Annotated in this window: 11 protein-coding genes; 4 read left to right on the top strand and 7 right to left on the bottom strand. The window is 69.8% G+C overall.

What is annotated here, in order from left to right; translation table 11 throughout:
* Positions 1–44: 44 nt before the first annotated feature.
* From ybeY to EHF44_RS03105, 5 genes are all read right to left on the bottom strand, one after another.
* A complete protein-coding gene (gene ybeY / locus EHF44_RS03125) occupies positions 45–800 on the bottom strand; it encodes an rRNA maturation RNase YbeY (protein ID WP_124682394.1) in 756 nt (251 codons plus the stop codon).
* Positions 801–802: 2 nt separating this feature from the next.
* Entirely contained in the window at positions 803–1,798 is a 996-nt protein-coding gene (locus tag EHF44_RS03120; protein ID WP_124682393.1) for a PhoH family protein, read from the bottom strand.
* Positions 1,799–1,804: 6 nt separating this feature from the next.
* A complete protein-coding gene (gene miaB, locus EHF44_RS03115) occupies positions 1,805–3,157 on the bottom strand; it encodes a tRNA (N6-isopentenyl adenosine(37)-C2)-methylthiotransferase MiaB (protein ID WP_124682392.1) in 1,353 nt (450 codons plus the stop codon).
* A 63-nt stretch (positions 3,158–3,220) separates the two neighbouring features.
* A complete protein-coding gene (locus EHF44_RS03110; protein WP_124682391.1) occupies positions 3,221–3,622 on the bottom strand; it encodes a hypothetical protein in 402 nt (133 codons plus the stop codon).
* 182 nt (positions 3,623–3,804) lie between these two features.
* Positions 3,805–5,493 (bottom strand): ClcB-like voltage-gated chloride channel protein, encoded by a 1,689-nt coding sequence (locus EHF44_RS03105; protein ID WP_124682390.1) that lies wholly within the window; start codon positions 5,491–5,493, stop codon positions 3,805–3,807.
* A 241-nt stretch (positions 5,494–5,734) separates the two neighbouring features.
* Between EHF44_RS03105 and EHF44_RS03100 the strand changes: the two genes are divergently transcribed.
* A complete protein-coding gene (locus tag EHF44_RS03100) occupies positions 5,735–7,366 on the top strand; it encodes a DEAD/DEAH box helicase (RefSeq protein WP_124682389.1) in 1,632 nt (543 codons plus the stop codon).
* Between the two features lie 24 nt (positions 7,367–7,390).
* Positions 7,391–8,440, top strand: a complete 1,050-nt coding sequence (locus EHF44_RS03095) for a serine/threonine protein kinase (protein WP_124682388.1) — start codon at positions 7,391–7,393, stop codon at positions 8,438–8,440.
* 36 nt (positions 8,441–8,476) lie between these two features.
* Here the strand turns inward: EHF44_RS03095 and EHF44_RS03090 are convergent, their stop codons facing one another.
* Positions 8,477–8,926: a universal stress protein gene (locus EHF44_RS03090; RefSeq protein ID WP_124682387.1), complete on the bottom strand. Its 450-nt coding sequence runs from the start codon at positions 8,924–8,926 to the stop codon at positions 8,477–8,479.
* A gap of 308 nt (positions 8,927–9,234) precedes the next feature.
* Here EHF44_RS03090 and EHF44_RS03085 point away from each other — a divergent pair, with 308 nt between their 5' ends.
* A complete protein-coding gene (locus tag EHF44_RS03085) occupies positions 9,235–9,687 on the top strand; it encodes a hypothetical protein (RefSeq protein ID WP_124684975.1) in 453 nt (150 codons plus the stop codon).
* Complete coding sequence (locus EHF44_RS03080; protein ID WP_124682386.1) at positions 9,684–10,208, top strand: glycine zipper family protein; 525 nt, start codon at positions 9,684–9,686, stop codon at positions 10,206–10,208. Before EHF44_RS03085 ends, EHF44_RS03080 begins: the two co-directional genes overlap by 4 nt.
* Here EHF44_RS03080 and EHF44_RS03075 read toward each other — a convergent pair.
* Positions 10,205–12,025 (bottom strand): PglL family O-oligosaccharyltransferase, encoded by a 1,821-nt coding sequence (locus tag EHF44_RS03075; RefSeq protein WP_124682385.1) that lies wholly within the window; start codon positions 12,023–12,025, stop codon positions 10,205–10,207. The two genes, EHF44_RS03080 and EHF44_RS03075, sit on opposite strands and share 4 nt — an antisense overlap.
* Between the last annotated feature and the right edge of the window lies 1 nt (position 12,026).

Raw genomic sequence — 12,026 nt, 5'->3', positions numbered from 1 at the left:
GGCGGTCAAGGGCTGACGCCTCGGCCCCAGCCCGCCGCCCTGCCTCAGATTTCCCGGACCGGTTCGTACGGGTTGTCGAAACCCAGCGCCTGCAGCGTCTCGGTCTCGATGGCTTCCATTTCCTCGGCTTCGGCGTCGTCCTCGTGCTCGTAGCCCTGGGCGTGGAGCACGCCGTGGACGATCAGGTGGGCGTAGTGGGCCTGCAGCGGCTTCTTCTGCTGGCGGGCCTCGGCCTCGACGACGGGGCAGCACAGCACGATGTCGCCGGTGACCGGATCGTCGTCGGTTTCCGCGTAGGCGAAGGTCAGCACGTTGGTAGCGTAGTCCTTGCCGCGATAGGTGCGGTTCAGCGCGCGGCCTTCTTCCTCGTCGACGAAGCGGACGGTCAGCGCGGCGTCGGCGTAGAGCGCCGATTTCACCCACTTTTCGATCGGCTTGCGGCCGGGTACGCCGGCGCGCTGGCGCGTGCCGTCGCCGAACTGGATGTCCAGTTCCACCTCGGGCGGCGTGGCGGGCGTGCCGGTGGTGGTGACCAGCGGCGTGGCGGTGACGGCCACCGACAGCGCGTCGGCGTTGTCGGGCCGGACCAGCAGGCCGGCCTGCTGGCGCGGGTCGGTGTGCTCGGCCAGCAGCGCGACCACGCCGTCGTGGGCCTGCGACAGGTCCAGCGTCAGGCTGCGGCCGTCGGCAAGCTGCAGGCGCAGCGCGTGGGCAGATGCCTTGCGGGCACGGCCGTCGGCGTCGAACAGGACGACGCGCGTGGCGTCGGAGGGGCGGGTGGCGGGAGACTTCTTGGTCAAGTTCAGGCGTCCTTGTGCTGGGCGTGATATTCGTCGTAGGCCTCGACGATGCGCGCCACCAGCGGATGGCGCACCACGTCGACGCTGGTGAATCGGGTAAAGGCCACGCCGCGCACGTCGCGTAGCACGTGCTGCGATTCCACCAGGCCGCTCTTCTGGCCGCGCGGCAGGTCGATCTGTGTCGTGTCGCCGGTGATCACGGCCTTGGAGCCGAAGCCGATCCGCGTAAGGAACATCTTCATCTGCTCCGGCGTGGTGTTCTGGGCCTCGTCCAGGATGATGAACGCGTGGTTCAGCGTGCGGCCGCGCATGTAGGCCAGCGGGGCGATCTCGATCATCTGGCGCTCGAACATCTTCTGCGTGCGGTCAAAGCCGAGCAGGTCGTAGAGCGCGTCGTAGAGCGGGCGCAGGTACGGGTCCACCTTCTGCGCCAGATCGCCGGGCAGGAAGCCCAGCCGCTCGCCCGCCTCCACGGCCGGGCGGGTCAACACGATCCGCTTGACCACGTCGCGCTCCAGCGCGTCCACGGCGCAGGCCACGGCCAGGTAGGTCTTGCCGGTGCCGGCCGGGCCGATGCCGAGCGTCAGGTCGTGCGACAGGATCGCGCGCAGGTATTCGCGCTGCGTGGCCGTGCGGCCCTGCAGCCCCGTGCGCCGCGTGTGCAGCACCGGGGAATCGTCCTCGGGGCTCTCCGGGCCCGCGTCGCCGTTGCCGGGCAGGTAGGCGCCATGGGCCGACACCTGGCGCGATTCCACCAGGCCGAGCTGCACGTCGTCCACCGACAGCGCGACCCGGGCATTGTTGTAGAACCGCTCCAGCGCCAGCGCGGCGTCCTGCGCGCGCTCGCCGCGCACGGTCATGCGATGGCCGCGGCGCTGGATCGTCACGTCGAGCGCCTGTTCGATCTGGCGCAGGTTTTCATCGAGCGGCCCGCACAGGTTCTGCAGGCGCGTGTTGTCGTCCTTGGGGGCGACGAATTCCGCGGAAGGGATCTTCATGGTTGCTTATTGGCGCACGACGATGTCGCCGCGCAGCGAGTGCGGGAACGCCTGCGTGATGTTTACGTCGACCATCTGGCCGACCAGGCGGTCGCGCTGGGCCTGGGGCACGCCCGGCAGCGCGAAGTTGACCACCCGGTTGTTCTCGGTGCGGCCGTGGAGCTCGGTGGGGTCCTTGCGCGCGGGGCCTTCCACGAGGATGCGCTGCACCGTGCCGACCATGCCCTGGCTGATGCGCACGACGTTTTCCTCGATGGCGGCCTGCAGCACCTGCAGGCGGCGCAGCTTGACGTCGTGCGGCGTGTCGTCGTGCAGGTTGGCGGCGGGCGTGCCGGGCCGGGGGCTGAAGATGAACGAGAACGACGTGTCGTAGCCGATCTCGTGGACCATCGCCATCAGCTTGTCGAAGTCGGCATCGGTCTCGCCGGGGAAGCCGACGATGAAGTCCGACGACATCGACATGTCGGGCCGGATCGTGCGCAGGCGGCGGATGATGCTCTTGTATTCGAGCACGCTGTAGCCGCGCTTCATCGCCATCAGCACGCGGTCCGACGCATGCTGCACGGGCAGGTGCAGGTGGTTCACGAGCTTGTCGCAGCGCGCGTACAGATCCACCAGCCGCGAGGTGAATTCCTTCGGGTGGCTGGTCGTGTAGCGGATGCGCTCGATGCCGGGAATCTCGGCCACGTATTCGATCAGCAGCGCGAAGTCCGCGATCTCGCTGGTGCCGCCCATCGTGCCGCGGTAGGCGTTCACGTTCTGGCCCAGCAGCGTCACCTCGCGCACGCCCTGGTCGGCCAGCCCGGCCACCTCGGCCAGCACGTCCTCGAACGGGCGCGACACTTCCTCGCCGCGCGTGTAGGGCACCACGCAGTAGCTGCAGTACTTCGAGCAGCCTTCCATGATCGACACGAATGCGCTGGGCCCGTCCACGCGGGCCGGCGGCAGGTGGTCGAACTTCTCGATTTCGGGGAACGAGATGTCGACCTGCGACAGGCCGGTGGACTGGCGGCGGTGGATCAGGTCGGGCAGCCGGTGCAGCGTCTGCGGGCCGAACACCACATCGACGTACGGCGCGCGCGAGACGATGGCGGCGCCTTCCTGGCTGGCCACGCAGCCGCCCACGCCGATCACCAGGCCGGGCTTGGCGGCCTTCAGGGCCTTCATGCGGCCCAGTTCGGAGAACACCTTCTCCTGGGCCTTCTCGCGGATCGAGCAGGTGTTGAACAGGATGACGTCGGCGTCCTCGACGTTGTCCGTGGGCTCCATGCCCTGCGTGGCGTTCAGCACGTCCACCATCTTGTCCGAGTCGTACTCGTTCATCTGGCAGCCGTACGTTTTGACAAATACCTTCTTCATGGTGCCGGTCTCAGTGTTATACCTGGGGGCATCGGGGGCACGACAGGTCGATTCGAAAAGGGGTCAGTGCGCGGCCTTCCACGCCTTCACCTCGGCGTCGGTCAGGACCCACGCGGTCAGAAGCTGGCCGTAGAGGTCGAGCTTGTATCGCACATTGAGCTTCCTGCCCGCCACCGCGCCGGCGTTCAGCAGCACGGTGTCGGTGCTGAAGATCCGCAGGCCGGGCGCCACGCCGACGGTCTTGCCGTCCAGCCTGGCACGCATCGGCTCGGTGGCCGACGGCGGGGCCAGTTCCATGCGCGCCAGCGGGGCATCCGCCGGGATCACACGCACCGGCGCGCCGGGCATCTGGCCTGGCACCGGCGGGGCCGTGGTCTGAACTTCCTGCGCCAGGGCAGGGATGGCGGACAGCAGCAGCACGGCGATGCACGCCAGGCGCGGCGCACGCGAATATGGCTTGGACATGAAAGCTCCCGACAAGAAAAACAGCGATCTCTTTTATTGGAATACCGCCGGCGCCGGACGCCATCACGCTTGCAGCCCATCGCGCAGGCAGGGTAGCCCGCGATTTTACCCGTTTGCGCCGCGCGCTGGGGAACGGCGCAGCGCGTCAATGTGGCGTGTACCGTACATCGGCCGCGCCGGAATCAGAACAGGCAGGACGCTTCCTGCAGCACGCGCTGCTTCGACACGGTACCCATCAGCTCGCGGCTGGCCGCGTCGCGCACCAGCGGGATGCGGTTGATGCCGTGCTCCGAGAAGATGGCCAGCGCATCGCGCAGCCGCGAGTCCGGCGTGAGCGACGGGAAGGCGAGGTCGCCCAGCGACAGCAGCGTGGCGTCGGGCGCCTCGCGCTGGGCGCGCTGGACGGCGTGGATCGAGATCGCACCAAGCAGCCGGCCGGTGGCATCGACGAGATAGAGGTAGCGCGTGCCGGTCTCGGCGAACTTGTCGGCCGCCTGGGCCACGGTGGCGGCCGGGTCGATCACGGTATGCGTGGGGTCGCAGAGCCCGGCCAGCCGCAGCCCCCGGGCGCGCTCGACGGCGGCAGAAGCCTGCGCGCGCTCCACCACCACGCTGTAGAGCGACAGCGTCTGGCAGCGCGACGCCGTGTAGTAGGCCGCCACCGCGCCGATCATCAGCGGCAGCAGCAGCGTGGGCGCCAGCGTCATCTCGAAGACCATCAGGATCGACATCAGCGGCGCCTGGCTGGTGGCGGCCAGGAACGCGGTCATGCCGACCAGCGGCAGCACCGGCGTGGCCGTGCCGCCCGGCACCGCCAGCGCCACAAGCTGCCCCAGCGCCGCGCCGACGAACATCGACGGCGTGAACACCCCGCCCACCGCGCCGGAGCCCATGCTGACCACGGTGGCGACGAGCTTGGCCAGCAGCACGCCCCAGACCGCCACGGACAGCGGCTCGTTGCGCAGGATGGTCTGGACCGTGTAATAGCCGTTGCCGACCACCTCGGGTACCACCACCGCCAGCAGCCCCACCAGCAACCCGCCCAGCGCCAGCCGCGCCACGGGGCCGCCCGGCACGTGTTGGAAGCCGTTGCGGGCCAGCGTATTGGCCCGCATGAAGACGGCGCCGGACACACCCGCGATCAGGCCGATGCCGGCCGCCGCCAGCAGCAGGTGCGGCTGCTGGAGCAGGTCTGGCCCGATATGCAGGCCCGTGTAGAGCGGTTCCAGCCCGCCGTGCCACTGGCTGACCATCGTGCCGGCCACCGATGCCAGCAGCAGCGGCATCAGGCGCTGTACCGCCAGTGCGCCGAACACCACTTCGGCAACGAACACGGCGGCGGAAAGGGGGGTGTGATAGGCGGTGGCCAGCCCGGCGGCGGCCCCGCAGGCGGTCAGCATGCGGCGCATGTTGCTGTCGCCGGTGGCCTGGTCGGCGCGCCCGGACGGAAAGACCGACCCGGTCAGCGCGGCAAGCTGGATCATCGCGCCTTCTTTGCCGACCGAGCTGCCCGAGACGATCGAGCAGAACGACGACAGCGCGCGCAGCAGCGTGATCCGCACCGGCAGCCGACCGGTGCCGCGCGCCACGGCTTCCATGTATTCGCTGGGCAGCGTCTCGGTGCGCGCAAAGTGCTGCGCGGCCACCAGCAGCGCGCCGGCCAGCGCGCCGCCCACGGCGGGAATCAGCACGCGCCACGCCACGGCCAGCCCGGCAAAGACCAGCACGATGTCGGCGTCCTTGCCGAACATCACCAGCCCGCTGGCTTCCAGCGCGTCCTTGAACAGCGTGGTCACGATGCCCGCCAGCAGGCCGACCGGAATGGCCGCGAAAAGGGTGACTTCCTGGTCTTCGATGAAACGGAACCGCATGGCGATGAGGAGGGGCTGGGGCGCGCCGGCACCGGGTGGCCGCATGATAGCGCAGCGCCACCCGGCCACCGATGGCAGGGCGCCGGTTTCCACAGACTGGTACACTACGGGCCTTTCCTAGCCCGGGAACGGGGGCAATCGACCCATCCCGCCGGCCTGGTTCCCAGGCACGGTCATCTACCCGAGCCGCTCCACGATTGGCGCACACCTGCTGCGCGAAGGGCGGCCGAAGCGTCTTTTCATGTCTTTTTCCGAACTCGGCTTGTCCGACAAGCTGGTGCGTGCCGTGGCCGAACAGGGCTACACCACGCCGACCCCGATCCAGGCGCAAGCCATTCCCGCAATCCTGAAAGGTGGCGATCTCCTTGCCGGCGCGCAGACCGGCACCGGCAAGACGGCCGGCTTCACGCTGCCGATGCTGCAGTTGCTGGCCGATTCCGCGGCCCGCAATCCCGCCCCGCGCGGCGCCCGCCCCCAGGTGCGCGCGCTGGTGCTGACGCCCACGCGCGAACTGGCCGCCCAGGTCGAGGAAAGCGTGCGCAACTATGGCAAATACCTGAAGCTGCGCTCGATGGTGATGTTCGGCGGCGTCGGCATCAATCCGCAGATCGACGCGCTCAAGCGCGGCGTGGACATCGTGGTGGCCACTCCCGGCCGCCTGCTGGACCACGTGGCCCAGCGCACGATCGACCTCGCGCACGTGGAGCTGCTGGTGCTCGATGAAGCCGACCGCATGCTCGACATGGGCTTCATCCACGACATCCGCAAGATCCTGAACGTGCTGCCGGCCAAGCGGCAGAACCTGCTGTTCTCGGCCACGTTCTCGGACGATATCCGCGCGCTGGCCGACCGCCTGCTGAACAACCCGGCGTCGATCGAGGTGGCCCGCCGCAACACCACGGCCGAGACCGTGGCGCAGCGCGTGTTCCCGGTGGACCGCGAACGCAAGCGCGAACTGCTGGCCCACCTGGTGCGCCAGCACGACTGGCACCAGGTGCTGGTCTTCACGCGCACCAAGCACGGCGCCAACCGCCTGGCGGAACAGCTCACCAAGGACGGCCTGTCCGCGCTGGCGATCCACGGCAACAAGAGCCAGTCGGCCCGCACGCGCGCGCTGAGCGAGTTCAAGGCCGGCACGCTGCGGCTGCTGGTGGCCACCGACATCGCCGCGCGCGGCATCGACATCGACCAACTGCCGCACGTGGTGAATTTCGACCTGCCGAACGTGCCCGAGGACTACGTGCACCGCATCGGCCGCACGGGCCGCGCGGGCGCCGAGGGCGAGGCGATCTCGCTGGTCTGCGTCGATGAGCACGCGCTGCTGCGCGACATCGAGCGCCTGATCAAGCGCCAGATCGAGCAGGTGGTGCTGCCCGGGTTTGAAGTGGACCCGTCGATCGCGGCCGAGCCGATCCAGAAGGGCCGCCAGCAACGGGGCGGCGCCGGCCAGGGCCAGGGCCGTGGCGCCCAGCCGCGCGGCAATGCCGGTGGCAACGCTGGCGCCGGTGAGCGCCGCGCGCCGCGTGCGCCGCAGGGCCGCGACGGACAACGCCAGCCGCAGGCTGCCCAGCCGGCGCGCCAGGGCGCGAACGGGGGCGGCAATGGTGCGAATGGTGGCAATGGTGGTAATGGCAACGGCAACGGCGGCGCCCGTGGTGGCGCGCGCAATGCCGGTGCCAATGGTGGCAACGGTGCCGGCAAGCCGGCCGGCCAGCGTCCGCAGGAACCGCGCGGCCAGCAGCAACGTCCGCAGCAGGCGCGTCCGCAACAGGCGCGCCCCGCGCAGGACGCCGCTGGCGCACCGCCGGCCCGCAATCGCCGTCCCGCGCCGCAGGCGGCGCTGCTCGGCGGCAGCCGCAAGCCGGCGCCCTGAGTCGCACGACAAGGCGAATTGCCGATGACCGCACCGGCCCCCCGGTCCCCCGCCGATGACGTGCCGTACGCCGGGCTGACGCCCGAGTGCATCCTGGACGCGCTGGAGTCGGCGGGGTTCTATCCCGATGGCCGGCTGCTGGCGCTGAACAGCTACGAGAACCGGGTCTGGCAAGTCGGCATCGAGGACGCCTCGCCGGTCGTCGTCAAGTTCTACCGGCCCGGCCGCTGGAGCGACGCGGCGATCCTGGAGGAACACGCGTTCGTCCAGCAACTGGCTGACGCCGAAATCCCGGCGGTGCCGGCGCTGGCCGCCAGCGTGGCCGGGCAGCCGGCCAGCACGCTGCTGTCGCACGCGGGGTTCCGCTTCGCGGTGTTCCCGCGCTGTGGCGGCCGCGAGCCGCCGCTGGACCAGGCGGCCGCGCGCACCTGGCTTGGCCGTTTCATCGGCCGCATCCACGCCTGCGGCGCCGCCACGTCGTACCAGGCGCGCCCGGCGCTGGACATCGACACCTTCGGCGTGGCGTCGCGCAACTACCTGATCGAGCACGATTGCATTCCGGCCGAACTGCTGGCGCCGTGGCGCGCCGCCGTGGACCTGGCGCTGGATGCCGTGCGCCGCTGCTACGAGCGGGCCGGCGACGTGCGGCGGCTGCGCCTGCATGGCGATTGCCATCGCGGCAACGTGCTGTGGATCGACGAGGCCGACGCGCGCGGCCGGGGCACGCCGGGGCCGCATTTCGTCGACTTCGACGACAGCCGCATGGGCCCGGCCGTGCAGGACATCTGGATGTTGCTGGAAGGGGACCGCGCCGCGATGTGCGACCAGCTGGCCGACATCGTGGCGGGTTACGAGGATTTCGCCGAGTTCGACACGCGCGAACTGTGGCTGGTGGAAGCGCTGCGCACGCTGCGGCTGCTGCACTACAGCGCCTGGCTGGCCAGCCGCTGGCGCGATCCGGCGTTTCCGGCGGCGTTTCCGTGGTTCGGCACCGCCCGCTACTGGCAGGACCGCATTCTCGAACTGCGCGAGCAGATCGCGCTGATGGACGAACCGCCGCTCTGGTCGGCCTGACCCCGGCTGGCCCGGGGCCCTCTGGCAGTGGCCGCGTCAGGCGGCCGGCGTCTCCGCCTTCACCATCACTACCGGGCAATTGGCCTGCGCCAAGACCCGGCCGGCCACCGACCCCAGCACCGCATCGAAGAACGTGCCCCGGCCGTGGGTGCCCATGACGATGGCGCCCGCATTCACCGACTTGGCGTAACCGAGGATCTTCTCGGGCGGATAGCCGTGCAGCGCGTGGCGCTCGAACGGCACGTTGGCGGCCTGCAGGATCGCGCAGACCGACGCCATCGCCTTTTCGCTGGCTTCGTTGTGCCAGGCGTCGATCGTTTCCTTGCTCACGAACGCGCGCACCTGCCCGGTCACGTCGGGCGATACGTGCACCACGTGCACGGTGAATCCGGTCTGCAGCAGCTTGCCGTCCGCGAGAAAGCGTGCCGCGGCATCGCTGAAGGCAGAACCGTCGGTGGCAAGCACGATATTGGACGTCGAGGGCATGGCGCAATCTCCTTGGAAAGACATTGGGCGCGGGTGGCGCACGAAGATCATCTTGGCACGCAAAAGGTGCGCATACCGTAACGTAGATCAAATCGTGTCCAAATTTTTAAGGATTTCACGATTGTCATTCGCTTGTTAGTCTGAAGGCATCCGCCCGTAATAAAGGTAACGCTGCATTTCGGAATGACCCGAAAGGCCCCTCGTTCGCACGGTTTGATATTCAATACAAGGCAGCCACGGGCGTTGGCCGGTCAGCCGGACGCGCCGACGGGGCGTTGAAAGACAGGCAGCAACTTGGGATGCAGATCATGAAAGGGCGCAAGCTCTGCCAGATCGTTCTGGCATTGGCCGCGGTGAGCGCGGCGGGGTACAGCACGACGTCGCTGGCCGGCGGATACCACCACACCCGCGCGCGCGTGGGGGTCGGGGTCTACGTCGGGCCCGGCTGGGGCTACGGCCCGGGCTGGGGGCCGGGATGGGGTCCCGGCTGGTATCCGTATGGTCCGTACTACTACCCCGGCTACTACCCGGCGCCCGCCGTGGTGGCCGTGCCGGCGCCCAATCCGCCGCAGTACATCGAACAGGGCAGCGACGGCAATCCGACGCTGACCGACGGATCGTCGCCCAACGCCTGGTGGTACCACTGCACGCAGCCCGAGGGCTACTACCCGTACGTGCGCGAATGCCCGGGCGGCTGGCAGCGCGAGCAGCCGCGCGCCCCGTCCTCGGCCGTTCCGGCCACGCCTGGAGTCACATCATGAGAACGCGTTCGATCTGCCTGCTTGCGGCCGCCTCGCTGGGCCTGGGCGCCTGCGCGGTGATGCCTTCCGGGCCGAGCGTGATGGCGCTGCCCGGCACCAACAAGTCGTTCGACCAGTTCCGCGGCGACGACTACAACTGCCGGCAATACGCGTTCGCGCAGATCGGCGGCACGTCGCCGCAGCAGAACGCCAACGCGGCGGCCGTCGGAAGTGCCGCAATCGGTACCGCGCTGGGCGCGGCGGCCGGTGCGGCGTTCGGTGGCGGCGAGGGTGCCGCCGTGGGCGCGGGCGTCGGCTTGCTGACCGGCTCCGCCGTTGGGGCGGGCAATTCGTACAACGCCGGCTATGGCTCGCAGCGCGCGTACGACGCCGCCTACGTCCAGTGCATGTATGCGAGCGGCAACCGCGTGCCCGTGTACGGCCAGATGGTCACCTCGCAGCCGCCCGTGCGCGCGGCGGTGCCGCCGGCCAACTATCAGCCTTACTACCCGCCGCCCCCGCCGCCCGGCTATACGCGCTAGTTGCTGCCCGGCGCGGCCCGGCCGTGGCCGCGCTGCTCGCGCACGCGGACCCACGTGCAGAAATCCCTCGGCCGGCGGTCGGCGCCCAGCGCCTCGCAGTCGCGCGATAGCGCCGCAAACTGTGCCGCCTCGTCGCCCTGGTAGTAGAAGCGCAGGCGTTCCATCAAGAGCCGCGCGCGGGCCTGATCGCCGGTCAGTGCCAGCAGCCAGGCGCTACGCCGGATCAGGTTCGGCGTCGGCAGCAGGTGCAGCGCGTCCAGATGCGCCGGCAGCAGGCTCGCGGCGCTGTCGGGCGTGATTGTCGTGTGCTCGGCGATGTCGGCCGCCGCATGTTGCCGGAACCAGAAGCGCGGCAGCGGCAGCGACACGCGGTGCTCGTCGCTGGCGTACTCGCGCGCCTCCACGCGCTTGTAGTCCTGCCAGAGCGTGGCCAGCACGCCCGCGGACACGATCACGAATGCCACGCAGGCCACCGTGGCCACGCCGCGCGGCCACGGCCGGCCGACCCCGGCCGGTTCCAGCCACGCCAGCAGAAAGCAGAACGGCAGGAAGAAATAGAGGTAGTGCAGCGGGTATTCGAGCATGGAGTGGGCGGCCAACATCGCCAGCCAGACCAGCAGTAGCGCCGTCGCACCCCGTTCCACCGTGGCGCCGCGCCAGAGCCGGTCGCGCACCACGCGCCAGAGCCACGCGGCCAGTATGACGACGACGCCGACGGCGCCCACGCCGCCAGCCTTGGCCATCAGGTCCAGCAGCGCGTTGTGGGCATGCAGTGACATCTCGGCCACCACCTGCACTTGCGCCGCCTGCTGGAACTGCGCCCAGCCAAATTCGCCATAGCCGACGCCCAGCCACGGATGGGCGCGGAACATCGCCAGCGCCTGGCTCCAGAGCGCGCCCCGGTACGACATCTGGTTGCCGGACTGCAGTTGCGAGACGGTGTCGAACAGGCGCCAGTCGAACGCCTTGCCGGCCAGCTTGATGCCCGGCTCCATCGCCACGATGCCGACGACGAGGATGACCGCGGCCGCCACAAGCCCCGGCGTCCGGTGCATCGGGCTGGCGCCACGCGGCGTACCGCGCGCCATCGCGGCCGCCAGCAGCGCGTACAGCGCCGCCAGCCCCACGTGGACGATCAGCCCCGTACGCGAGCCCGACAGCACGATGCCGCTTTCGAGCAGCAGCGTCGCGGTCAGCCACGCGGGAAACTGCAGCCAGCCGCGCGTGGCGAGCCAGATGGCCGCGGCCAGCGCCAGTCCGTTGACCGTGGCCTGGTGGTTCGGCTGGTTGAGGTTGCCCCAGAGGCGGCGATTCGCATCGTAGAAGTATTCGGACACCAGCCCCAGCGTCTGGTCCTCCAGATGGAAGACCTGGATCCACTGCGCCAGCGTGCCAAGCAGCCCGGCGACGATGAAGGCGATGGCCAGCGCATCGACAATGCTCGCGCGCCGGTCGGCGGACATCGACCGGCCGGTCCGCCACGCCCCGATCATCACGGCCGCGCCGAGCGCCAGCACCAGTTGCGTGGTCAGGCGGCTGCCGGTGACGTCCGGCATGCCGGACGCTCCCTGCAGCAGCGTGGTCAGCAGCAGCCAGACCGGGAAGGCCGCTACCCAGGGGAAGGCCCGGGCCGGCATGGCACCCGGAGCATCGGCAGATCGCAGCGCCAGCACGGCGACAAGCGCCACGCCAAGCGCGCCGGCCGTCCATTCGCCGAAGAAGGTGGCCAGGGGCAGCGTATGCCGGGAGATCAGCAGGGGAAGCGTGAAGGCGACGACGATGGCCGTCGCCGGGAGCGTGGCTCTGTGGACCGGCATG

Source organism: Cupriavidus pauculus, from assembly GCF_003854935.1.
Taxonomy (GTDB): domain Bacteria; phylum Pseudomonadota; class Gammaproteobacteria; order Burkholderiales; family Burkholderiaceae; genus Cupriavidus; species Cupriavidus pauculus_C.
The sequence above is the reverse complement of the archived record's forward strand: the minus strand, read 5'-3'. Positions and strand labels throughout refer to the sequence as shown.